Annotated in this window: 21 protein-coding genes; 5 read left to right on the forward strand and 16 right to left on the reverse strand. The window is 37.6% G+C overall.

Annotated elements, in window-relative coordinates:
- Positions 1 to 3 precede the first annotated feature (3 nt).
- Positions 4 to 1,005, forward strand: a complete 1,002-nt coding sequence (locus tag H4J73_RS03410; RefSeq protein ID WP_404851848.1) for an ATP-dependent 6-phosphofructokinase — start codon at positions 4 to 6, stop codon at positions 1,003 to 1,005.
- A gap of 76 nt (positions 1,006 to 1,081) precedes the next feature.
- On the opposite strand, the gene H4J73_RS03415 is transcribed toward H4J73_RS03410, so the two are convergent.
- The 7 genes from H4J73_RS03415 to H4J73_RS03445 all read right to left on the reverse strand — a co-directional run bounded on the left by H4J73_RS03415 (position 1,082) and on the right by H4J73_RS03445 (position 12,005).
- Positions 1,082 to 2,293, reverse strand: coding sequence for an EAL and HDOD domain-containing protein (locus tag H4J73_RS03415; RefSeq protein ID WP_182179943.1), 1,212 nt, complete (start codon positions 2,291 to 2,293; stop codon positions 1,082 to 1,084).
- Between the two features lie 170 nt (positions 2,294 to 2,463).
- Positions 2,464 to 3,360: a M28 family peptidase gene (locus tag H4J73_RS03420; protein ID WP_182179941.1), complete on the reverse strand. Its 897-nt coding sequence runs from the start codon at positions 3,358 to 3,360 to the stop codon at positions 2,464 to 2,466.
- Between the two features lie 25 nt (positions 3,361 to 3,385).
- The gene (locus H4J73_RS03425; RefSeq protein WP_182179939.1) at positions 3,386 to 4,585 is read right to left on the reverse strand and encodes a tetratricopeptide repeat protein; all 1,200 of its coding nucleotides are present in this window, start codon (positions 4,583 to 4,585) and stop codon (positions 3,386 to 3,388) included.
- Positions 4,586 to 4,735: 150 nt separating this feature from the next.
- The gene (locus H4J73_RS03430; protein ID WP_182179937.1) at positions 4,736 to 6,007 is read right to left on the reverse strand and encodes a hypothetical protein; all 1,272 of its coding nucleotides are present in this window, start codon (positions 6,005 to 6,007) and stop codon (positions 4,736 to 4,738) included.
- A gap of 34 nt (positions 6,008 to 6,041) precedes the next feature.
- On the reverse strand, positions 6,042 to 6,614 hold the full coding sequence (locus H4J73_RS03435) for a tRNA-(ms[2]io[6]A)-hydroxylase (protein ID WP_182179935.1): 573 nt from the start codon (positions 6,612 to 6,614) through the stop codon (positions 6,042 to 6,044).
- Positions 6,615 to 6,714: 100 nt separating this feature from the next.
- Entirely contained in the window at positions 6,715 to 11,163 is a 4,449-nt protein-coding gene (locus tag H4J73_RS03440) for a thrombospondin type 3 repeat-containing protein (protein ID WP_182223717.1), read from the reverse strand.
- 170 nt (positions 11,164 to 11,333) lie between these two features.
- Positions 11,334 to 12,005, reverse strand: a complete 672-nt coding sequence (locus H4J73_RS03445; RefSeq protein ID WP_182179931.1) for a hypothetical protein — start codon at positions 12,003 to 12,005, stop codon at positions 11,334 to 11,336.
- Positions 12,006 to 12,167: 162 nt separating this feature from the next.
- Here H4J73_RS03445 and H4J73_RS03450 point away from each other — a divergent pair, with 162 nt between their 5' ends.
- Positions 12,168 to 12,698 (forward strand): DUF2937 family protein, encoded by a 531-nt coding sequence (locus H4J73_RS03450; RefSeq protein ID WP_182179929.1) that lies wholly within the window; start codon positions 12,168 to 12,170, stop codon positions 12,696 to 12,698.
- Between the two features lie 302 nt (positions 12,699 to 13,000).
- On the opposite strand, the gene H4J73_RS03455 is transcribed toward H4J73_RS03450, so the two are convergent.
- The 9 genes from H4J73_RS03455 to H4J73_RS03495 form a co-directional block, all read right to left on the reverse strand.
- Complete coding sequence (locus H4J73_RS03455; RefSeq protein ID WP_070373739.1) at positions 13,001 to 13,291, reverse strand: integration host factor subunit alpha; 291 nt, start codon at positions 13,289 to 13,291, stop codon at positions 13,001 to 13,003.
- 3 nt (positions 13,292 to 13,294) lie between these two features.
- Positions 13,295 to 15,706: a phenylalanine--tRNA ligase subunit beta gene (pheT, locus tag H4J73_RS03460; RefSeq protein WP_182179927.1), complete on the reverse strand. Its 2,412-nt coding sequence runs from the start codon at positions 15,704 to 15,706 to the stop codon at positions 13,295 to 13,297.
- A gap of 11 nt (positions 15,707 to 15,717) precedes the next feature.
- Entirely contained in the window at positions 15,718 to 16,698 is a 981-nt protein-coding gene (gene pheS, locus H4J73_RS03465) for a phenylalanine--tRNA ligase subunit alpha (protein ID WP_182179926.1), read from the reverse strand.
- A 710-nt stretch (positions 16,699 to 17,408) separates the two neighbouring features.
- Positions 17,409 to 18,512 carry a phosphoribosylaminoimidazolesuccinocarboxamide synthase gene (locus tag H4J73_RS03470; RefSeq protein WP_182179925.1) on the reverse strand — a complete coding sequence of 368 codons (1,104 nt, stop codon included), beginning with the start codon at positions 18,510 to 18,512 and terminating at the stop codon, positions 17,409 to 17,411.
- 289 nt (positions 18,513 to 18,801) lie between these two features.
- A complete protein-coding gene (rplT, locus tag H4J73_RS03475) occupies positions 18,802 to 19,161 on the reverse strand; it encodes a 50S ribosomal protein L20 (protein ID WP_182179924.1) in 360 nt (119 codons plus the stop codon).
- Positions 19,162 to 19,176: 15 nt separating this feature from the next.
- Entirely contained in the window at positions 19,177 to 19,371 is a 195-nt protein-coding gene (gene rpmI, locus H4J73_RS03480; RefSeq protein ID WP_070373745.1) for a 50S ribosomal protein L35, read from the reverse strand.
- Positions 19,372 to 19,586: 215 nt separating this feature from the next.
- Complete coding sequence (infC, locus tag H4J73_RS03485) at positions 19,587 to 20,141, reverse strand: translation initiation factor IF-3 (protein WP_182179923.1); 555 nt, start codon at positions 20,139 to 20,141, stop codon at positions 19,587 to 19,589.
- A gap of 114 nt (positions 20,142 to 20,255) precedes the next feature.
- The gene (gene thrS, locus H4J73_RS03490; RefSeq protein ID WP_182179922.1) at positions 20,256 to 22,166 is read right to left on the reverse strand and encodes a threonine--tRNA ligase; all 1,911 of its coding nucleotides are present in this window, start codon (positions 22,164 to 22,166) and stop codon (positions 20,256 to 20,258) included.
- A 140-nt stretch (positions 22,167 to 22,306) separates the two neighbouring features.
- Entirely contained in the window at positions 22,307 to 23,956 is a 1,650-nt protein-coding gene (locus tag H4J73_RS03495) for an NAD(P)/FAD-dependent oxidoreductase (RefSeq protein ID WP_182179921.1), read from the reverse strand.
- Positions 23,957 to 24,107: 151 nt separating this feature from the next.
- On the opposite strand from H4J73_RS03495, the gene fdxA reads away from it, so the two are divergent.
- The 3 genes from fdxA to H4J73_RS03510 all read left to right on the forward strand — a co-directional run bounded on the left by fdxA (position 24,108) and on the right by H4J73_RS03510 (position 25,734).
- A complete protein-coding gene (gene fdxA / locus H4J73_RS03500; protein WP_182179920.1) occupies positions 24,108 to 24,437 on the forward strand; it encodes a ferredoxin FdxA in 330 nt (109 codons plus the stop codon).
- An 80-nt stretch (positions 24,438 to 24,517) separates the two neighbouring features.
- Positions 24,518 to 25,384, forward strand: coding sequence for a fructosamine kinase family protein (locus H4J73_RS03505; protein WP_182179918.1), 867 nt, complete (start codon positions 24,518 to 24,520; stop codon positions 25,382 to 25,384).
- A gap of 128 nt (positions 25,385 to 25,512) precedes the next feature.
- A complete protein-coding gene (locus H4J73_RS03510; protein WP_182179916.1) occupies positions 25,513 to 25,734 on the forward strand; it encodes a CPXCG motif-containing cysteine-rich protein in 222 nt (73 codons plus the stop codon).
- Positions 25,735 to 25,856 lie beyond the last annotated feature (122 nt).

The following is a 25,856-nucleotide window of genomic DNA, read 5'->3' on the forward strand; positions in this document are numbered from 1 at the left end:
ATGATGATAAAAAAGGTTGCAGTGTTAACAAGTGGGGGCGATGCTCCCGGTATGAATGCAGCGATACGTTCGGTGGTACTTGCTGCCCATCACTATAAATTACAGACTATCGGTTTTTATTCGGGCTATAACGGTTTAATAGAAGATAGTTCAACTCCCCTAACCCCAGCAAGTGTTAATGGTATAATCCACCGCGGTGGCACTATTTTAAAAAGTGCTCGCTGCCCTGCTATGCTCACAGAGCAAGGCTTAAAATTAGCCGCAGTCACACTGAAAAAGGAAGAAGTAGACGCATTAATTGTCATCGGTGGCGATGGTTCTTTTAACGGTCTACTTGCTTTAAATCAACATTGGTCAGGACATATTATTGGTATTCCTGGAACCATTGACAATGATATTGACGGCACCGATTTCACCATTGGTTTTTCTACAGCGGTCAATACCGGTATTGAAGCTATTGATAAAATACGCGATACCGCAGAAGCTTTTGAACGTATTTTTATTGTTGAGTTAATGGGCCGCCATAGCGGTCATATCACGTTTAACGTTGGCATTGCTTGTGCTGCTGAGCAAATACTTTCCTTCGAGAACTTCTCTCAAAATGATGAACAAGAAAAGCTTAGCCATTTAGCAAAAGAAATTAGCCAAGCACAGCAAAACAGGCATGCCAGTTACATCATTGTTATAGCCGAAAACCTTTGGCGAGGTGGGGCAACCGAGCTTGCAAGACAATTAAAGGAAACGGCAAACATTGACTGCACCGCGTGTATACTTGGCTATATTCAACGAGGAGGTTCTCCTGTCGCTAAAGACCGAATTTTAGCTACAAAAATGGGCGTTTCAGCGGTACAGGAACTGATTGCAGGCAATAACAAAGTGATGATCGGAGAACGTAATAATCAATTGATAACCGTGCCACTTGCGGTTGCTGTTATGCATAAAGAAAAAGTCAGTGAAAATTTAGTTTCAGCCCAAGAAAATATCCTCGCGCTAACCGCCCAGTGACGTTACCTCAACAAAAACGCCTAGATAAAAGGGAATGAATAGGCGTTTAAAATATCACAAAGTAATGAACGATAAGTTATATATCGAGATCTTTACACCATTGGCAGGCGGCAACAAACTCTTGTTGAATAAAGGTGGCATCAAGTGAATACAATTCAATTAATTGATTTATATTTTCGCCATTACCTGTTATATATTTCATTGTAAAATCAAGTAATTCACCCAACAAACCCGAGTGATCAACTAACGCGTTTTCAATTGGAATAGCCAGCGGCATTGTTTTAACAATTTCATTGATGGGCATACGTAAAATAACTTCAATGGCGCTTAATAAGCCAGTAATAAAAGCAAAATCACTGATCTCTTTGAACACACCTTCTTTTGCTAGTGAAGTCATCAATTTGGCGGTGATCAACGCTTGCTTCGATACTTCATCTGTTTTTTCTGTAGTTAACTTAGATAAAGCCAAAATAGTAACAAACTGTTTAAGTTTATCTTCGCCTAAATAAGCGGTGGCTTGTTTTAAAGAAGTAATTTCAATCCGTATTGATGTTGCAACATTGTTGACCATTTTTAATAAACCAACCGTCAAATTTACATCATGGCTGATGATAGTCGCAATAGTTTCAAAATCGAGTGGCGAATGAAATGTTTCACTGATTAAATTCAACATTTGAGCTTTTATTGGCGCAAGTGTTTGCCCTTCAACTATCTCAGGCTCGTGATAAAAGTAACCTTGATAATAGTTAAAACCGACTTCTGCTAAGGCTTGTACTTGAAAGTTGGTTTCCACCTTTTCTGCAGCAAGTTTAATGTCGTGATCTTTTAAGCGTTCAAGCACTTTATGTAAACGTTTAGGATTAACCACTTCTATGTCAACTTTGATGATTGCTATATAAGGAAATAGTACATCCCATTTTTCGTCTAGATCATATTCAGTTAGTGCAATTTTATAACCTTTTTCGTAATAAAACTTAATGATTTTAAACAAACGCTCTGTCGGCATTTTATGGCCAACAAGTTCAATAACAATCGTATTTTTATCAAACATTAACGGGTATTTGTTAACCAGACATTTTTCAGTAAAATTAATAAAAGCCAGCTTGCCCATACTAATAGAACGAATGTCACCTTGAAGATGATTTTGAATGATTAATTTTGAGCTCGCTACGTCTTGATCAATTTCAGGGAATTTATTATCAGGGCTATCTCTAAATAAAAGTTCGTAACCAATAGTGGTATGGGTTCTATCTAATATCGCTTGTCTTGCTATATAGGTGTTATGCATATATTAAAACTAAAAATGTCATTAAGTATTATTAACTTTAACATACCTTACTTTTCTTATATTTGGAAAGTAAATAAGCACTGAGCACTTAATTTATTGAGAATTTGAGCCAGTAATATGTCTTTTTGTATTTTACAGAATAAATAAGTGTAATGACCTGCAGTAAATATTTATATATTGTGATCAAGAAAGATCAATTGTTGATAAATCGCATCAGTCGCCAAATGGAAAAACTCATGATTAACATTACTGTAGGTGTCACTCGATTCGTGGTAGTTAATGTGAGTACCCACACCAAAATAAATAAACGGGATCCCTGCCTGATGAAATACTCCGTGATCACTCGACAATAACCATTTTATCCGACGGTTTCCTCTAAAGCTTTTAACCTTAAATCCCTCTCTTATTAGAATATCGAATGAATTTTGCAACGTCGTTAATTGTTCTATATTACGTTCATTGAGTAATTGATTAAAACCTCGGGTCATATAGCGTAATTTTTTTGTTCTTTTACTACCCGCCAGCATATCTAAATTTATATTCAGTTTAGTATGGCGCATAATATTGGGATGATCTTTTACAAACGCTTTAGCCCCTCTTAAGTTAAGTTCTTCGCCATCAGTAAAGAGTAAAATAATATTATGTTTTATGGGATTTTTAATAAGTTGTTGAGCGATAGAAAGTAACGCAGACGCTCCTGATGCATTATCATCTGCTCCGTTATAAATTTTGTTTCCTTTTATACCGATATGATCAAAGTGTGCAGATAAAACAATATAACTCTCGATTTTTTGGTGACCAGGGATCATCGCAATAATATTACTTCCACTCAGACGACTAAAAAAATCATGTTGATATTCTTTATTCAAAGGGAGTATTGAATGATTAACTAATTGATTAATTATATATTTTTGAGCTTTTCTATTGCCAACACTGTCAATTTTACGCCCAGCTAATTCGTCAGACGATAAGTAAGATAGATGCTTAAGCAATTGATCTTTGTTAAGTGTAATATTCGTTATATCGACGATGGAAGCGCGAACACAGCCGCTTAAAATCAGGTACATAAATAAACCTAACGTTAGTAATTTTTTAATGATCTAGCTCCTGCTTTTTTAAAAAATTCAATTTTGCTATGTATGTTACATCAATGCTATTTATCCTGTTATACAAAATAGCCTTACCCATTGCTTTTTGTGCTTTTCTATTTTCATTTAAGGCATAATAAACTTTTGCTAAACCAAAATAAAAGGCATGTTCATGTTTATTTAGTTTTATCGCTTGACGATAATAAGCTAACGCTTGTTTGTTATTGGCTAAATAAAAGGCTTGATTTGCAAGTAGGGCAAAATAATATGGATTATTTTCTCTTTGATTTTTTAGTGTTTTTCTTATGTTCGCTAACTCTTTTCTGTCTTTTAGATTATCAAGTAATAATGACATATTAGACATTGCAGTAAAGTTTTCAGGGTTAACCTCAAGTGCATATTGATAGCTTTTTTTAGCCAGGGCTAGATGGCCACTCATGCGATACAAAATACCTAAGTTTGCCCAAGCAGGACTAAAGTTTGGTGCAAGGGTCGTTGCTGCTTTAAAATAGGCATAGGCTTTAGTCAACTGCTTATTGACTAATGCTTGTGCTCCTTTATTGCTATAAAACATTGACAACACGTATGACTGACTAATAATCGTTTTAGGAAATGACGCTTTAATAACAAAGGGATCAAAATCAATCGTTAAAATGTCACTACCGAATACAACTTGAGCATGTGGACTTTTAGGCTTAGTAACCACTAAATTCACGTGACCAGTTAACATATTATAGGCACCATTTCGTACCCAATACTCAGGTATTTTAACCTCCTGAAAGTCGACTGCTAACTGAGCTTCTTTGGCTAAAGCATAGGACATAATAGTAAGCGATAAACAGTTCGCCTGTTGATTATTATATGCACCAATAGCACTGACATTAGCCGCACTGTTATAAGCTAAGGCTACATTGTCTTGATCAAATATATGTTTAAGTAGTTTTCTTGCTCTTCTTTTTATATCCCGCTCAGTCATTAACTTTTCTTTTACCATTAGCCGCATTCGATCATCTAAAGCAAAGATGTCTTCTTTGCTTTCTACTTTTACAGCTTGGTAGTTAGGAAAGTACTCATCAAAATATAGATTTTCATTCACATAAACATTTTTATGCGCTAACTTATCACTGGTTTGACATGCCGATAACAGTAAAGTTAAAAAGAATAAACAGCTCACTTTACTGAAATTATTTATAAAAATATTCATAAATCCTCCCATAAAAATGTAATGACCTTGGTAAAAAATTCCAGTCTCTTAAAAGTATACTAGGGATCTCATATTTATTTATATTATTGAGGAATATTAGTAATCAGTAACTGTGATATTTTTTATAGAAGACTTTAGCTGGTTAGCTTATTAAACCCTAAATGGCGCTTTTGATAATGCTTGTGCTAGGGGAATATCTTGATAATAATTTGCGCGAACACTATGAATAAATTTTAGTGTTTTAAAAGCGTCAAACCAAACGTCTAACTGTTTATTAAATTGCTTTTCGCTATTATTTGTTTGTTTATTAACAAAGCTATCAAATCCAATTTCAGTTAACGCTGTACTTACTGGTGTTGAGCGTTGTTGTAACCATGTTGCTACATCAGCACGGTGATGCCACAAGTTGGAAAATGAACACAGTGTAGATTTCAATAGTATGAATATTTCTGGATGGTAATAACAATAATCTTGCTTATTCTCTTGTAAGTCTAGAATTTTTTGTACTGCGGGCCCCGTGCCAAAGGGTACTCGCTGAGACGTTCTTGCTTCAAGCGTTACAATCACTTCTTCAATAAATTCAACATCGCCTAACTTAGCGAGTTTGTTTAATAAATAAAAGTCTTCACCTGCGCTTCTTTTTGGAAAACCGCGCGCTTGAACATAGACCTCCGCTTTAAAAGCTAAAAGACTACCAATAGTGAAAAAAGCATACGGTGAATTGGCATAATGTAAGCCGGCAACATAATAACGTAATGCGGTTTCATACAGAAAATTAGCCTGATGAACACGTTTATCATCGCTACTATGCTGAAAATTAAAACAACAAACTACCGTACTTTTATCGCGTGAGTGCAGTGCACTAAAGTAATTGTCGGGTAAATAAGCATCGGCATCACTTGAGCAAATCCATGGCTGATCTACTCTCTTTATCGAGATTAAATAAGCGCAGAGATCTGCGCCTATTTTACGGGCGAGCCCTACGCCCTGCTCTTTTTCTATGCCATGCGTAAACCTGTCAACCACTAAAAGCCAGCTCTGGCTTTGATGTACTTTAATTAATGTTAAGTTTTCATGCTGCCACGATATATCACCGCAAGAGAGTGAGTATTTGTGTAATTTTTTTTGAGGGTTAAGACTATTAACGTGGGTATTTTTTAAATCTTTGCTAAAGCGTTCAGTGATTTGAGCAGCTGAAGATTGGGCTATTGGCTCGTTGATAACGACGACCATAAGCACAGGAGACTTTACAAGTGATGAAGCTAAAAAGCGCTCAATAAAAGCGCTCGTTTCTTGATAAGCAGGGATCACTACTACGTGTTCCACCAAAAATTCGTCAGGTAAAAGTAATTCGTGCTGAATTAATACCTCAACTTCATTTGCAGCATAGCGGCTAAAATATTGGTTAAATGCTTTTGACATCAGCTTAGCCTGTTAATACTTTATCGTTAAAGCATTAATGCAGAGCTGCTCTAAAAGGGAGTTTTGCACAAATTTCAGCTTCCAGCGTTAACACTTCGTCTAAACGTATATCGACTTCTTCTTTATCAAAATATTCGTATGCAAGCTCAATAAAAAGATTTTTATGCTTTTCTTCAGACTTTGCAATAGCGTCATATAAAACTTTATCTTTGCCTTCAGGTAATGCTTCAGCAATAAGAGAAAATCGTTCATAGCCTCTTGCTTCAATAACGCCAGCAACGATTAATCGGTCCATAAAAAAGACTTCAGTGCCATTGCGAAACGCCTTGCGAATTTGCGAGATATAAGGGTCTTTTGTATCTGCACCCAACTGAATTCCACGCGCATTAATTAATTTTAACACTTGTTTAAAATGAATCAGTTCTTCGATAGCTAAATCAGCCATCGCTTTAACCATATTTTTTCTATCCGGATAATGTGAGATCATAGACATTGCCATACCTGAAGCTTTTTTTTCTGCGGTAGCATGGTCAAGTAAAAAGGCATTAAAATCAGCGAGTGCAACTTGCGCCCATTCTTTGGGAGTATGGTATTTAAGTTCAAACATAATAATACTTATTATTTATTGGCAGAGGAAATTTGCCCGCTATTTTATAGGAAAATAACGGGCGAACAAACATAAATGTTAACTTGTTTGTGAAACTATTTTATAGACTGCTTTGCCTAAATTTTTTCAAGCGCAAACTGACTACAATAAATAATAACAGCCAATACATACTGCCACTGCTTGATTGCTCTGGATCTGTTTCTTTTGCCACTTCGGCATTAGGGACTAACGCAATTCCACCCGGATCGTCAATAATACCATTCACAAGGCCATCGGCATCATTTGCACCACCATCTTCAATCCATAAACGCACGCATTGATGCCCTGCCGATAAACCGGCTTGATATAAATTGCTTTGCGGTGGTGGACAGACATCGTTGTCTGCTGCGCTAGACGCTAAACTATTATTGCTGTTTTCCACAAAATTCTGCCAACCATTTAGGCGGTTAAATTTTCGATAAAGCGAATTGTTTGGAATGCCATCATTTAAAGGAATAACGACATATGCAGAGGCACCAAACGGAGTAACATTATGAATTTCAAAATCAAAATAATCACTACGATGATCATAATCATCGGTTGGCACTAAGCCTGTTGCATCCATTTCTTGTTGGCTCATTTGCACGCCATCCGAAAATTGCTGTAAAGCATATTTACCCAAACGTAATCTCAAGCCCGGTTCAGTTTCCATCAATTTAGTTTCACCCGCGTTTACATGCAATGGCTGTAGATAAGCAATATTGTTATTATCAAGAAATGCGGGTACACCATCGTTGTCCTCATCAGCATAGCCTTCAATATTGTCAGCTATACCATCACTGTCGGTGTCACTGCCGTCGAGTCGAGCTAAGATATTATTAACGGGGATATTAAGGCGATGAGTTTGTGATAATTCGCCGTTACCATTATCGGTAACACTGACTTCTACCACAATTAAACGCTGTATTTCATCAGGTAAAACAAATGAATCCGGTTGTAAATAAACCTTTAATTGATTCGCGCTTATTTCTGCATTGATATACTCAGGCAATAACCAATTAATGATGTGTAGATCATCAGGATTAACATCCGTTATTTTTAATTCAATCGTCACTTCACCTTGATCTTTACTGATGCTTGAAACGGCTATGTTATTTTGCGTCATGCGCAACTCTGTCAACGGTACGATATTAGTTTCAGTAATAACAATGGTATGGGTTTTGTGTACACCCGCATTTATTTCACTGCCAAAGCTCAATATAAGTTGTTCATCATTTTCTGCTTGAAAGTCTTTATTGATCAAGACATCAATAAAGCCTGTGGTTCCCTCATTAATAACCACTTTATTATCGGCTATCTTATAATCAAGCGAGTCAGCATTACCTGAAATAGCAAAAGGTAACTCAATAGGATAATAAGGTGCTTCGCCTGATAGAATAACATCTACTCTAGCTGTTGCACCTTCACCTAATATTTGTGTCGCACTAAAATTCACTAATGGATAAACATTAAGGATTTGTCGTATGGTTGAAACATTTCCTGCATCGTCAACCGCGCGCCAGGTAATATTGTATACCCCCGAGGTAATATGCTTTTGCCCCTGTTCAAAGCCAACGGGCGTTAATGAGCAACAATTAGCGCCGTCACGTCCATCTTCAACATAAACTTCCGTTAGCTTAACCAACTGCTCGCGTGTTAGTGCGGTAAAGGTATGGTTAGCATCAAGGTGCACAGCTTCAGGTACCGTGATCACCGGCGCATAATCATCAATTAATGGATTTGTGTTATTACGTTCTTCATCTACGTTTATGGTGCCGTCAGAGTCCGTGTCCATTAAAGCATCAGCAACATTAAATGGGTTAAAGCCATATTTAAGCTCAAACACATCACTCATGCCGTCATTATCGTCATCAGGGTCAGCATTATTACCAACACCGTCAACGTCAAAATCAAGTGATTCTGTCGGATCTAAAGGAAGTGCATCAATATAATCAAGTACGCCATCATTATCGTCATCTATATCGTTAACGTTACCAATACCATCACCGTCAGTATCAACACTTTCTATGGGGTCAAGGGGAAATGCATCATCGACATCACGCACACCATCATTATCATCGTCACTATCACTATTATTACCAATACCATCGTTATCGCTATCAAGTGACTCTAAAGGGTCAAGGGGAAATAAATCAACATTATCTAGAACACCGTCACCGTCATCGTCGGTATCGAGTACATCACCAATACCGTCACCATCAGTATCAGTGATTTCTCCTGGATTAAAGGGAAATGCATCATCAACATCAAGAATATTATCATTATCATCATCAGCGTCTGCATTATCTCCAATACCATCACCATCAGAGTCTTTCCACTCATTAGCATCTAAAGGGTATAAATCATTACTGTCGACATAGGTGTCATTATCATCATCAGTGTCGGTATTATTACCGATACCGTCACTATCTGTATCGAGTCTTTCGTTAAAATCTAATGGAAAAGCATCGAGACTATCAACAAAGCCATCATTGTCATCATCACTGTCAGTATTGTTACCTATAAGGTCTCCATCAGTGTCAACAGATTCTAGAGGATTTAGCGGGAAAGCATCTATTGAATCTTTAATGCCATCACCATCATCATCATCATCGGTATTATTACCTGTGCCGTCACTGTCAGTGTCTAAATACTCATTTACATCGAGTGAAAAAGCATCTGCACTATCGGCAAAGCCGTCATTATCATCATCTGGATCGCTGTTATTACCTATACCGTCTCCGTCGGTATCTATGCTTTCAGCAGCATTTAACGGAAATAAATCAAGGTTGTCTGCAACACCATCATTGTCGTCATCGTTATCATTAGTTTCGTTAGCAAGGCCGTCACCATCAGTATCTGTTCTTGCTGCAGGATCAGTTGGACCAGGGTCAACCCCATTGGCAATACCGTCACCATCTATATCTGGATCGCTATTATCGCCTATAAAATCACCATCGGTGTCTTCCCACTCTGTTGGATCAAATGGAAAAAGATCTGCAGTATTAACGATGCCATCACCAACCCCCGTAAAATCGTGCGTGTCAATATCAAGATCGCTATTATCAGCAACACCATCACCGTCAGTATCTGTGGTTGCTAGGGGTAAAAGTGAGTTTGCCAGTGTCTCATTTATATCTAATATGCCATCATTATCATCATCGATATCTGCATTATTACCAATGCCATCACCGTCAGTATCTACTGACTCAGTTCCGTCTAAAGGAAATCTATCAATGCCGTCAGCTACGCCATCACCATCATCATCTGTATCGGTATTATTACCGATTCCGTCACCATCAGTATCAATATATTCAGTAGGGTCTAATGGAAATACATCATCTAAACCATCAATAATACCGTTACCATTAATGTCATCTAAAACACCGTCATTATCATCATCGCCATCAGCGTTATTACCTATACCGTCAAAATCACTGTCTATCGACTCACTTGCATCAAGCGGAAAAGGGTCACTGCTGTCTAAAACACCATCACCATCGTCGTCTGTATCGGCATTGTTGCCTGTACCATCGGCATCTGTATCAATAAATTCGGCATTATCTAACGGAAAAGCATCGTTAACATTTAAATGACCATCACCATCTGCATCGGTATCGCCATTATCGCCAACACCATCATTATCAGTGTCTAACCATTCACTGGCATCTAGAGGAAAGTCATCACTGATATCAGGAATACCATCGCCAACTCCAGTAACGTCATGGGTGTCGTCATCGGTGTCAGTATTATCACCAACATTGTCACCATCGGTATCAAACCACTCAGATGGGTTATTTGGATAAATATCAATAGCGTTTGCAAAACCGTCACCATCGGTATCGTTATCAGCATTATCACCAAGACCATCATTATCGGTATCAAGTGTCTCCGAGCTATCTAAGGGGAAAGCATCATTAACATCTAAAATGCCGTCGCCGTCATCATCGGTATCGGTATTATTACCGATACCGTCATTATCTGTATCAAGTTGTTCTGAATTATCGAGAGGAAAGGCATCATATAAATCAATAATACCGTCACCATCATCATCGGTATCAGCGTTATTACCGATAGTATCGCTATCAGTATCATCCCACTCTGCAGGGTTAAGTGGGTATACATCAACGACATCAACAACCCCGTCACCGTCATCATCAAGATCAACGGTATTACAAAGCGTATCTCCGTCGGTGTTTAACCATTCAAAGGAGTTTTCGATAGCGGGATCATAAATATCAATAACCGAGTCTCCATCACGGTTATTGTCAGAAATATCAGGTACCCCATCACCGTCATCATCAGGGTCAGCGTTATTACCGACACCATTTAAATCAGTGTCATACCATTCTGTAGCATCACTTGGGAATAAGTCATAAGCACCACCAGTGATAACCGTATCATCGTAGCCATCGCCGTCGGCGTCAAGAAGAGGCGTAGGCAAAAGACATTGTACGGCTGCATGAGCAGAGAAGTTGATCATAATCACTGATATAAGTAACACAGCTTTTAAACGAATTTTTAATGACATAAATATTCCCACCAATAACTGATATTTATAACTTGTCACGACAAGTTATTACGTCTTGAAATTAAAAAAGTGCCAATGTGGCAGCGAATATTCTTAACCTCATACTTCACATAGTAAACTTTACCAAAAAAAAAGGTTGGGCTTTTGTTAAAATAATTTATTAATCAAACTTAATAATCTAAGCCACGACCAAAACGATAACTCACCCCTATATAACCCGAGGTTACAGCACCGAATTCAGAAAAACTAGGTTGATATTTTACCCCAAAGTTTATTGATGTATTACGATCAAGTTTATAATAAGCGCCAACACCTATAATGGCATTAATATCACTTTTTTCAGAAAAGTATCGAACTTCTTCCTCTAAGCCAGGTGTTTCAGGCCAAGTAAATTTATTTTCGGTTAGGGCTGCTGATGCTCCAACTTGATATTCAATAGTGAGGTTTTTAAAAAAAGAGTTATAGCTTTGTATTTTATGACGATAACTAAGCAGCGCATCAATAGTATCTATTTTGAAAAACAACTCATCGTTATTCCATTCAACTTTTACGTCATCTAAACTACTATAAGCAACAGTCCAATATAAATTACTCCCTTTGGTAAACGTGTCTGCTAATGCAAAACTGTAACCTTTACTCGTAGACTCTTGCCCTTTGTGAAAGTTACCGGCTATTTCTAGCGCGTTTACATGGGAAGCAAGAAAACTTGTCGCCATAAAGACACCGCCAACGGCAAAAACATTCCGCAGCTTACTTAAATTTTTAGACATTATAGTTTTTGGAACATGAGTTGTTTGCAACGCTAAATTTTCTTGTTCGTTGTTACTTATATTATTTATCACTATTTATACCACCATCAAAAATTTGACTGTTTACTGCATTCACATTAAATGCGTAATCGATTTTAGAAATATGCAATTTTTAAACCATAAAATTTTAAAAAATATAAACAAAGGTATGTTACTGTTATTTTTTGCTCATCTTTATTTAATCGATAAATTTCTATGTTTAGAATTATTAATAATATTATTGATCGCTGTTTTTTTACCATAACATTTATTTTAGGTGTGCAACTACCTGGATTAATTATTCAATATAAGCTCCGGCTTTCTGGACATTTATCTGAAGCAGAATTGCATTTAGTACAATTTCAAACCCTTGCTGATCGACATTATCAAGGTGATTTATCTGCCATGATAATAAAATACCAAGCTAATTCAGAGCCCTCTATTGTTAACACCGCTGAAATCATTAAGCAATTAATGTTAAGAGTTGACTATTTACAATCACAACTTAGCGGTGTAACAAACAACGCTTATATCGAACAAGTTTATAACTTTATTATTTATGCTGATAGAACCATTGTTAAAGATACCTTAACTGATTTTTCAATCACTATTCCATTGGCGCTAAATGCACTCGTTACCGGTGCTGTAATCGCTATTGTTGGTTTATTAATTAAAGAAATAGTTAGCTCTTTGATCAAAGTGATAAGTAAGAAAATGTCGTCAGAAAAGCAACTTAAAAAACGATAACATCACCTCAATAAACGCGGTTTAATCATAGGCCTTAATTGGTGCCCTCCTAATTACGCCTACGATACCCTATTGTAATGACACAGCAAGGTTATACCTGATGAACACAAGGTATGGATTCACGACTCTGATTGTTCTTGAGCGTGTTACCTACTTAAAAGGATGGTGCACTTAAGAGAGAATTTTGCAAAAGCTTTAAAATAAAAAAGGCTGCCGAAGCAACCTTTAATAAACATATTCTCATGTATCGTAAAATACAAAAAAGAAATACGCTAACTATTATTTTTAACGTTATGGTTTAATTAGCCGTTACCGTTTTCAACGCGACTCTTTAATTTTTGTCCTGGACGGAAAGTAACAACTTTACGAGCAGAAATTGGAATATCTTCACCCGTTTTGGGGTTACGGCCTGGGCGTTCGCTTTTTACACGAAGGTCAAAGTTACCAAAACCAGAAAGCTTTACTTGCTCGCCACTTTCTAAAGTTTCGCGTATTTCTTCAAAAAACACCTCAACCATATCCTTTGCGTCGCGTTTGCTCAGCCCAACTTTCTCAAATAAATGTTCTGCTACTTCTGCTTTCGTAAGCGCCATTACCTAATTCCTCAGTGATGCATTTAGCTCAGTTTCTAATGTGTCTACGACACGTTCAACGACTTCATTAATGTCTTTTTCTTCAAGGGTTTTATCACAATCCTGTAAAGTCATCGCTATCGCTAAGCTCTTAAACCCTTCATCGATACCATTTCCTCGGTATACGTCAAACAAGTTTAGATCAACTAAATAATTTCCGCCAACCTTTTCAATAAGTTGTAAGACATTTTTTGCATTAATTTTCTCTTCAACGATCACTGCAATGTCACGTCTATTCGCAGGAAAGCGAGATATATCACCAGCTTCAGGGATTTTTTGTGTTGAAATTTCAGACAATAAAAGCTCAAAAATAAATGTCCGACCATTTAAGCCTAATTTTCTTTCTAATTCAGGATGTAAGGTACCAACATGGCCTACTAACACGCCATTCTTATGAATAGCGGCTGTTTGACCCGGATGAAGTGCGGCTATTTCATCTTGTGAAAACTCATATGACGAAGCGTCTGCCGTTAATGCAAGGAGTGCTTCAACGTCTGATTTCACATCAAAAAAATCAATGGCTGACTTTTCCATATCCCAATGTTCTTCATTACGCTGTCCGGTGACTACCCCTGCAAACATTTGTTCTTGGCGAACACCATTTTCTGCAGTGTCGTCCGGCACAAAACGTAAACCTGTTTCAAATAAACGTAGTCGTGATTGCTGACGGTTTTGATTATAAATAACTGATTGCAATAATCCGGTCCACATACTTAAACGCATAACTGACATTTCAGAAGAAATAGGATGCGGTAAAGTCATTACTTCTTGTTCAGGATGAATTAACGATTGAACTTTTGGATCGACAAAACTATAGGTTATCGCTTCTTGGTAACCACGATTAACCATTACGTTGCGTAGGCGTTTTAATGGCAGAGACTTTTCTTTTTGTTCTCGCATCGCCAACGTTGCTTTTGGCGAAACATTTGGAATATTGTTATAACCAAAAATACGCGCAACTTCTTCGATTAAATCAACTTCTACTTTAATATCAAAGCGGTATGCCGGAACAACAACTGTCCAAATATTGCTTTCAAAAGTAACATTAAAGCCTAAACGTGTTAGGATTTCAGTGACTTTAGTATCATCAATATGATGACCAATACGGCCATCAAGTTTTTCTCTACGCAAAGTAACTATTTTTTCTTTAGGTAAATGTTCATCACTGAGTGCTTCAACGATAGGACCCGCTTTACCACCAACGATTTCCAATAATAAGGTCGTTGCACGTTCCATAGCATTTCGTTGTAATTCAGGGTCGATACCACGTTCATAACGATGCGATGAATCAGTATGTAATCCGTATTGACGTGCTTTACCCAAAATAGCTAACGGAGCAAAAAAAGCACTCTCTAAGAAGATGTCAGTTGACTTGTTTTCTTCATCCGATTTAACACCCGATTCTTTTCCGCCAAAAATACCCGCCATGGCTAATGCTTTATTGTCATCAGCGATCACTAAAGTTTCAGTTGAAAGTGTGACTTCATTACCGTCAAGTAAAACCAGTTTTTCACCTGGTGTTGCATAACGAACGTTAATTCCACCGTCGAGTGCAGACAAATCAAAAGCATGCATTGGATGCCCTTGTTCAAGCAACACATAGTTCGTTACATCGACAACAGGGTCGATTGAGCGTGTACCGCAACGACGTAATTTTTCCACCATCCATAACGGTGTTTTCGCCGTTACATCAATATCTTTAATGACTCGGCCTAAATAGCGTGGACAAGCTTTAGCTGCTGATAACGTAATTTCTCGAACATCATCTATTGTAGAAGCTACAGCAACAATTTCTGGTTCAGTAATGTTTAAACTATTTAATACCCCTACTTCGCGTGCTAAGCCTTTAAGGCCAAGACAGTCACCACGGTTAGCGGTTAAATCAACGTCGATAGTAACATCGTTCAAATCTAAGTATTCACGAACACACCTGCCTATAGGAGCATCTTGTGCTAGTTCCATAATACCATCTGAACTGTCAGACAAACCAATCTCTGATTCACTACACAACATGCCGTGAGAAGGTACGCCACGTAATTTTGCTTTTTTAATTTTAAAGTCGCCAGGTAAAACTGCGCCAACAGTAGCAACCGCTACTTTGAGACCTAAACGACAATTTTTAGCGCCACAAACAATATCGACTAATTCGCCATCATTAAATTCGCTACCTAGATTTATTTTTGTCACTTGCAATTTATCAGCATCAGGATGTGGCCCACATTCAACCACTTCACCAATTAATACACCCGTAAATTGACCGGCAACAGCTTCTACAGCATCAACTTCTAAGCCAGCCATAGTAATTTGATGAGCTAATTCACTCGATGAAATAGCAGGATTAACCCACTCACGTAACCACGATTCACTAAATTTCATTATTGGCTTTCCTACTTGAACTGTTTTAAGAAGCGAAGATCATTTTCGAAAAATGAACGTAAGTCATTTACGCCGTAGCGCAACATTGTTAAACGTTCAACGCCCATACCAAAAGCAAAACCGGTATAAACTTCAGGGTCAATACCCACTGACTTCAATACGTTAGGGTGCACCATGCCACAACCTAATACTTCTAACCATTTTCCATTTTTACCCATAATATCAACTTCCGCAGAAGGTTCTGTAAACGGGAAATATGAAGGGCGGAAACGAATTTCAACTTCTTCTTCAAAAAAGTGATGTAAGAAGTCGTGTAAAATACCTTTAAGATGCGTAAAACTAACATCTTTGTCGACCATCAAACCTTCAACTTGGTGGAACATTGGCGTATGTGTTTGATCATAGTCATTACGATAAACCTTACCCGGAGAAATAATACGCAGTGGTGGCTGTTCTTTTTCCATGGTGCGAATTTGTACACCTGAGGTTTGCGTGCGTAACACTAATTTTGGATTAAAGTAAAAAGTATCATGGTCTTGACGTGCTGGATGATGTTCAGGAATATTCAAAGCATCAAAATTATGAAAGTCATCTTCCACTTCTGGACCTTCTTTGACTTCAAAGCCCAAATCACCAAAAAAACTTTCAATACGTTCAATTGTGCGTGTTACAGGATGAAGTCCACCTAAATCATTACTACGTCCAGGTAGCGTCACATCAATAGATTCAGCAGATAATTGTTTAGCAATAACTTCTGCACGTAACAATTCACCACGTTCAGTCAATAATTTTTGTACTTGCTGTTTAGCAATATTGATCACTTGCCCTGCTTTAGGCTTCTCTTCTTTAGGTAATTGACTTAACCCTTTCATTTGCTCAGTGAACAAACCTTTTTTACCTAAAAAGTTAACACGAACTTGGTCAAGTTCGGTAGGATCTGTTGCTGCAGAAATAGCTTCTTCTGCTTGCAATATAATATCGTCTAAATTCATGAGTTCCTCTAAGCGGCTCTAAAACCTTGCTGTAAATTTCAAAGTTTTGGCTAGACTGATTGTATTAATAAAAATTATTGCTAATACTACACAATATCTAAGCATAAATGTAGCGGAATAACGTGATTTAAAAGGGTTTTTAAAACTTTATGACCTTCTATTACTTTTAAGTAGATAAAAGCCTTAAGCGGCTCATTAATTTAAGCCTTTTATCGATATTAACTCGACAGAAATATTTTCAGCGATAACAAAAATTGACTTGTGCTTTGAACACTTCTTTTTTAATGGAAGCGATGAGCCTTTTGTATCAAAACGCCAAAGCATATTATCGTTGCATTTAAAAAATTAGGCTATCGTTTAGAGATCAAGGCATTGCCTAACAAAAAAAGTTTATCATGGGCAAGTCATGGAGTAATTAATAGCAAATTATTTAGAACCAAAGCATTTAACTTAGACAACGCCCCGAGTTTACAACAAGTTAAAGAGCCACTTTTTACTATTGCTTAGCGGGTATTAAGTAAACAAAAAACAAACATAAACGGTTGGAGAAACTCGCCAATAAATTGTCATTGGTGTTAAAAGAAATGAAAGCGTCAGGACAGTTTCAAGATTTACTTAAACCTATTATTAATAAAGCGGCTAAAACAATAAACCCCACTCAAGAGTAGGGTTTATAAAAATCATCAACGATTTACACTCAACTAAAAGTTTTAGTCAATTAACTGGTACTGCTCACGTAAAATATCGATAATTTCAGCTTTAGGATTAGCAGACAAGACAATTTTTTGCCCGGTAATTTTTTCTGCAATTGCTGTATATGTGTTTGACACATCCATTAATACTGATATCGGTAATTCATTGTCGCGAGCTAAGGCTTCACGTTCAGGCATACGGGCTTTATTTAATAAAATGTCTGCATCAGGAAAGTGTGCTAATAATAATTGGCGGAAACCTTCTTTTGAGTTTTCAACGACTTTGCCACCACGGTATTGCTCGCCATCCCAAATACGTGAAGAGTCAGGAGTGCCCACTTCATCCATATAAATTAACTTGTCGTTACCAGCCCTGTCTTTTACATAGCCAAACTCAAACTTAGTATCAACAAAAATTTGGTCAAGCTTTGCGAGCGAATCAGAAATAACGTCAAAACCTTCCGTTAACAACTTTTCGTATAACGTTATATCGTCAAGTGATTTGAAATTGAATGCTTCAAAATTATCTTCAATGTTCTTGCGCGTAATATTTACATCGTCAACAGCGGGTACGCCAGGGATCCCTTCTAAAATACCTTTCGTTGATGGTGTTTGTAATAACTCAGGTAACTTTGAATCTTTAGTTAACCCTTCAGCTAATTCAATACCACAAAATTCACGCTCGCCTTTTACATATGAACGCCACATTGACCCCGTTATATACTGACGACAAATAGCTTCAATCATGACCGGTTTTGCTTTTTGAACGATCCACACAAACGGATGTGGAATATCAAGAATGTGACTGTCGGCTAAGCCTTGATCTTTAAAAAGCTTAAACCAATGATTTGAAATAGCATTAAGTGATGCGCCTTTGCCTGGTACACCTTTCATGCCGCCTTCGCCTTGCCAAATGCAATCAAAGGCAGAGATACGGTCGCTGATCACCATAATAGCTAATGGCGTATCATCGGCAACATCATAACCTTTTTCTTGAATTAACCGTTTACTATCTGCATCAGTTAACCAGTAGACACTACGAACTTTGCCGCTGTGAACAGGTGCATCGGTGCGAATAGGTAAATCATTGTTTACCGCTAAAATTTGATCTGCAAGACTCATCGGATTAAACCTTAATTATCAAGTTAAAATTAATTGTAGCGAATAGTATTTTTAGATATTAACGTCACTCATTGACATCCTGTACATAAAATAATATTCGGTATAATTAATAAAACAATTTTAATACATTTTAACGAAGATATTTAGTTTATTTTCAAGGTTAAAGCACGGAGCTAATGACTATTAGTAAGTACTTTAAAACGCAGAAAGTGAGCTAAAGAACAAGTTAGAATGATTAAAAAAGAAAAGGACGCCTACTGGCGTCCTTGTCTCAAAGATTTTTCAAATTCTATGCAGCTAAAGCAGCTTTCGCTTTTTCAACTAAGAATGTGAATGTCACTTTGTCGTATACTGCAATATCAGCTAGGATCTTACGATCGATCTCAATAGCAGCCTTTTTAAGACCATTAATGAAAACACTGTAAGATAAACCATTTATGCGAGCTGCTGCATTTATACGAGTTATCCAAAGCTGACGGAATTGACGTTTACGTTGACGACGATCGCGGTAAGCGTATTGACCTGCTTTAGTTACTGCTTGATAAGCAACACGGTAAACACGGCTACGTGCTCCGTAATAACCTTTAGCTTGCTTTAGAACCTTCTTGTGACGTGCACGAGCTTGTACACCACGTTTTACTCTAGCCATTCTATATCTCTCCTATTAACCGTGACGTAAAAGTTTTTTAACTGACTTAATGTCAGCTGCCGAAATCATGCACTTAGCACGAAGATGACGTTTAACTTTAGTACGACGCTTAGTCAAGATATGACGAAGGCCAGCTTGTTTGAACTTGTAGCCAGAGGCTGTTTTTTTAAAGCGCTTCGCAGCACCTTTGTTAGTTTTCATTTTAGGCATGAATATTACTCCGCATTCATGTTTGTGTTATTACACAGAAACATTGCCATTGAAATTTAGCAACTTAGGCGAAAAACTTAACTTGCTTATTTAAGGTTAAACAAAAATAAACGTTAGTTTCTACTTTCAGGCCTAAAATTACCCGTTAAAAACAATAAGGGTGAACTTAATTTTAATTTTCATAAAAATAAGTTACTTGAAATACCGGTTATTGATTATTTTTTTGGTGCTAGTACCATCACCATTTGTCTTCCTTCCGCACGACGCGGGAAGAATTCAACTACAGTTAACTCTTCTAAATCTTGCTTAACGCGAGTTAGAAGTTGTAAACCAAGTTCTTGGTGAGCCATTTCACGACCACGGAAACGTAAAGTTACTTTAACTTTATCGCCCCCTTCTAAAAAGCGCTTCAGGTTGCGTAGTTTTACCTGATAGTCGCCTTCATCTGTTCCAGGACGGAATTTAATTTCCTTAACCTGTATCTGTTTCTGGTTTTTGCGCTGTTCTTTTTGTTCTTTAGCTTTTTCATAGATAAACTTACCGTAATCCATAACGCGGAGTACAGGAGGTTTAGCCGTAGGGCTTATTTCAACAAGATCAACACCAGCTTCATCAGCTTGATCCATTGCTTCATCTAATGTGACGATGCCACCAGGCTCTCCGTCAAATCTAATCAAACGAACTTCATTATCAGCAATACCTGTAATTAACTCATTTAAACGATGTGCTGGCTCTTTTTGCCCGCCTCGTTGTCCACCTTTAATAGCCATGTTCCTCCAAAGAACTTTGTTCCAAGTCGCTGGTGTTATTTTTAACTTAACAACTACTCAGATTAATAAAATATTTTTATGCTTGTTTAAACGTTATTATAAGTAATTTATTCGTTAACTACGAGCGTTAACTTCTTCACTTAATTTTGAAATAAAGTCATCAACAGACATTTTTCCTAAATCTTCACCACTTCGCGTTCTAATGGCAATTTCGCCAGCTTCCATTTCTTTGTCACCAACAACTAACAAATAGGGAACACGCTTCAAAGTGTGCTCGCGGATTTTAAAGCCTATCTTCTCATTTCTCAAGTCTAGTTTTACTCTAAATCCACTTTCTTTTAGTTTTTTTACAACTTTTTCACAATATTCGTCTTGTTTGCCCGTAATATTCATCACAGTTGCATGAATTGGCGATAACCACGTTGGAAATTTCCCCGTGAACTCTTCAATTAAAATTCCGATAAAACGTTCAAGTGAACCTAAAATAGCGCGATGAATCATGACAGGAATATATCTTTCGTTGTCTTCACCCACATAAGTTGCGCCTAAACGCTCTGGTAAAGCAAAATCGAGCTGCACTGTACCACATTGCCAAGCACGACCTAAACAGTCCATTAAAGTAAATTCAATCTTAGGACCGTAAAATGCTCCTTCACCCGGTAAATACTCAAATTTGATGTTGCTGTCGGTTAATGCTTGTGCAAGACCCGCTTCAGCTTTATCCCAAATCTCATCACTACCGATACGATTCACAGGGCGAGTAGACAATTTAACAACGACATCTTCAAAACCAAATGAACCGTATACGTCGTATACCATTTCGATACACTTTTTAACTTCTGCTTGAACTTGCGATTCCATACAGAAAATATGGGCGTCATCTTGCGTAAAGCCACGTACACGCATCAAACCATGTAAAGAGCCTGAAGGTTCGTTACGGTGACAACAGCCAAATTCAGCAATACGTAAAGGTAAATCGCGGTATGACTTTAAACCCTGGTTAAATATTTGTACATGACCAGGGCAATTCATTGGTTTTATTGCGTATTCACGCTTTTCAGATTCAGTGGTAAACATGCCATCGGCATATTTTTCCCAGTGACCTGACTTTTCCCAAAGACTTCTGTCCATCATCATTGGCGCTTTAACTTCGTCGTAATCATATTCGTGTAGTTTTTCACGAATAAATTTTTCTAACTCCGTGTAAATCGTCCAACCATCGTTATGCCAGAATACCATTCCTGGTGCTTCTTCTTGCCAATGAAATAAATCTAATGTTTTACCAATTTTACGGTGATCGCGTTTTTCAGCTTCAGCTAAACGAACGATATATGCTTTTAATTGCTTTTTGTCAGCCCATGCTGTGCCGTAAATACGTTGCAACATTTTGTTGTCTGAATTACCGCGCCAGTATGCACCAGCTACTTTCATTAATTTGAACTGATGACAATGACGCATGCTAGGTACGTGTGGACCACGACACATATCAATGTATTCTTGATGATGATATAAAGCCGGTGTATCAGTTTTCTCGATGTTTTCATCAAGAATTTGTAATTTGTAAGTTTCACCACGTTCAGTAAACGCATCGTAAGCGTCTTGCCACGTACCTGTTTTCTTAACAACTTCATATCCCGTACGAGCAAGTTCTGTCATACGCTTTTCAATTTTTGTTAAATCATCTTCTGTAATTGATTCTTCAAGGTCAATATCGTAATAAAAGCCATTCTCAATCGTAGGGCCAATTGCCATTTTCACATCTGGGTATAACTGCTTAATAGCATGCCCTAATAAATGTGCACAAGAATGACGAATTATTTCAAGACCTTCGCTATCTTTATTGGTGATAAGTTGCAAAGCAGCATCTTGGGTAATTAATTCACAAGCATCAACAAGGTTTCCGTCGATACGACCAGCGATGGTTGCTTTAGCAAGACCAGGACCAATATCTAAGGCAACATCCATTACAGATACGGCATTGTCGAATGAGCGTTCTGAACCGTCAGGGAGAGTAATTACAGGCATTAATTTTCCTTTATTTCAGTGGCGGCGCATACGAAGCGTCGCTTGAATTTATTTTTAATGTTTAAAGCTATTTCTTTTGAGAAATATTTGAGGTCGCAAATATAGGGGAAATATCCTTTATTTGCAATATAAAGGCAGACTTATCTTTCTGCTACCATTGTCATTGCCAATGCCATAGCTTCTGCCACTTTAATACCGTCAATACCTGCAGATAATATTCCGCCCGCATAACCCGCACCTTCTCCTGCAGGGTAAAGCCCCTCAACATTCAGGCTTTGCATTGTTTCTCTATCACGCGTTATTTGAATCGGTGAAGATGTTCTTGTTTCAACAGCCGTTAATGTTGCATCAGCCATTGAAAAACCTTTAATCTTGCGTTCAAACGCAGGTAAAGCTTCGCGAATAGCTTCAATGGCGAAAGCAGGTAAGGTTTCACTCAAATCGCAATATTTAACACCCGGCTTATATGAAGGGCTAACTTCGCCATGCTCACCACTTTTACGCCCAGCGAGAAAATCGCCAACTAATTGAACCGGAGCGTCATAATTTTCTCCACCAAGTTTAAACGCTTTTTCTTCTAAACGGCGTTGAAACTCAATACCGGATAATACATCTGAAGCATCATCTTCGTTGGCAAAGTCGCTAGGTTCTATGCCAACAACAATCGCGCTATTTGCATTACGTTCGTGACGTGAATACTGACTCATGCCATTGGTGACTAGGCGCCCTGCTTCTGAAGCTGCTGCAACCACGGTTCCGCCTGGGCACATACAAAAGCTATAAACACTACGACCACTTTTACAATGATGAACAAGTTTATAGTCAGCGGCCCCTAATATCGGATTGCCCGCGTTGTTACCAAAACGAGCATCGTCGATAACTGACTGTTCATGTTCGATGCGAAAGCCAACAGAAAAAGGTTTAGCTTTAACGGATACTTTGTTTTTAATCAACATTTCAAAGGTATCGCGTGCACTATGACCAATAGCTAAGGCAACATAGTTAGTGTCGATACGTTCACCGCTAGCGAGTGTTAAACCCGTGATGCGTTTACTTCCCTCTCCACCTTGGTTTTCATCAAAGTGAAACTCATCAACACGTTGTTCAAAACGAATTTCGCCACCCAACTCAGTAATTTTAGCGCGCATTTGTTCGATCATGGTTACCAATTTGAAGGTACCAATATGCGGTTTACTGACAAATAAAATTTCTTCTGGTGCGCCAGCATCAACAAACTCATGTAATACTTTACGACTGTAATGCTTTTTATCATTAACTTGGCTATATAATTTACCGTCAGAAAAAGTACCTGCCCCACCTTCCCCAAATTGCACATTAGATTCGGTGTTAAGTATTTTCTTTCGCCAAAAACCAAAGGTGTCTTTAGTGCGTTGACGTACTTCTTTGCCACGCTCTAAAATAATGGGATTAAATCCCATTTGCGCCAGCACTAAGCCGATAAATAAGCCACACGGACCAAAACCAATAACAACTGGGCGCTGTGTTGGTTTTTCAGGCGCTTGAGCAACAAAATTGTAGCGCATATCAGGGCTAGCTTTTACTTGATTGTCTTTAACAAACCGTTCAAGTAATTCGTCATTAAGGCAAGTGTTTACATCAAGGGTGTAAATCAAGATTATTTTTGCTTTTTTACGGGCGTCATATCCGCGTTTAAATACGGTAAAGTCAATGAGCTGATCTTCAGAAATGGATAATTTATCAAGAATAGCCTTCTTAATATCGGCTTCTTGGTGATCAAGCGGCAATTGAATATTTGTTAAACGCAACATATTATGGCGGTTCCAAAAAAGGAGAAAGAAAATTTTGGGCATTTTACCTGAACATACCGCTCAGTTAAATCAACAATTGAAATTATTACTAAGCTAGGTATGATCAGCTCAAAATATTTTCTATCAACGAAATTCAAAAAGTAGAGTACCTATGGCGTTTGTAGTCACCGACAATTGTATAAAATGTAAATACACCGATTGTGTCGCAGTATGTCCTGTTGATGCTTTTTATGAAGGCCCTAATTTTTTAGTCATAAGCCCTGATGACTGTATAGATTGTGATTTGTGTCCGGTTGAATGCCCAGCGGGTGCTATTTTTCAAGAAGATGAAGTCCCTGAAAATCAAAAGGAGTTTATTGAACTCAATGCTGAACTCGCTAAAGTGTGGCCAAGAATAACAGAAGTAATTCCAGCCCCTGCCGATGCAAAAGAATGGGATGGTATACCCAATAAAATTGATCACTTAATTATTGAGAATTAAAACGCGCTCTTCAAAATAAACACATTATTCAATTATTAACTATACTCGTACTAGAAGGGTTAATAAATAATTGGTGCATTATGTGGCAATGTATTGAGCAAGCAATCACAGCTAAAACGGGCGAAAAGTTTACTGTTAAAAATAAGCGCCTTATATCAACGAGTGAAAGCAACTTAGCTTTCCAATTAAGTGATGAACATCATAACTACTTCGTCAAAATTAAAGACAAAAATCACTTTAATTATTTTGAATCAGAAGCTTACGCCCTTAATCAAATAGATTCTCTAAAACAAGTTACCTGCCCTAAAGTCATAACGTTAGGAAACACACGCAATAAAAGCTTTATAGTGCTTAATTACATTCCGTTTGCAAAAGCGACTGAAAAACACTGGCATCATTTTGGTGCTAAATTAGCGATGATGCACAAATGTTCGTCTCATGGAAAGTTTGGCTGGCAACACGACAATTATATTGGCGACACCTTACAACCTAATAACTGGAGAAGTAATTGGAAAACATTCTTTGCTGAGCAACGTGTCGCGTGGCAGTTGCAATTACTGAGTGAAAAATCAATAAAACTAGGGGATATTGATCACATTGCTAACATCTGTCATGACAGATTAAATCACCACGATGTTAAACCTTGTCTTGTTCATGGTGATTTGTGGCTAGGAAACCTAGGATTTACTGACTCTGCTTCAGTGATATATGATCCCGCCTGTTATTACGGTGACCGCGAAGTAGACATCGCTATGACTGAGCTTTTTGGCCAACTACCTTACGATTTTTATCAAGGTTACCAAGATGTTTTCCCCCTTGATAAAGGCTACGAACAACGCAAACTTATTTATAACTTTTATCATATTCTCAATCACGCTAATTTATACGGTGGCATATATATTGACCAATCAAGGGCATTATTGTCGCGTATTTTATCATTACATTGATTTAAAAATAATAGTTAAAGAACACAACACGTTAAATAATTTATACCCGTTTATTCTTAATTTAGTTAGCGGTTTTTACGAATGTAAGCATACTTAAGCATTAGTAACAAAACCGTCTAGGAGGCAACATGTCCCAGGAATCAAACTTAAAAGTAACAAAAGACAAACGTATTAGCTGCCCTCATTGTGGTCATCATATGCACTTAACTTTAGATGCCTCAGCCGGCGATCAAGATTATTACGAAGAATGCCCGTCTTGTTGTCGAGATATTCATTTAAATATGCACATTGATGAATACCGCCAAAAAATTCAATTGGTCATTGATAGTGACGACGAACAAGTGTTCTAGTTAGACCATAGATGTCGGTATCCTTTTTCTTTGTTTTACTTGTAAATTAACAAGACAAGCATTGCACAACTGCTTTAAACCTATATCATTCTTATACTGCTCATTTTTACGCTTAAAATGAT

Origin of the sequence: Colwellia sp. MB3u-41, assembly GCF_014076845.1 — a bacterium.
In the GTDB taxonomy this organism is placed as follows: Bacteria; Pseudomonadota; Gammaproteobacteria; order Enterobacterales; family Alteromonadaceae; genus Colwellia_A.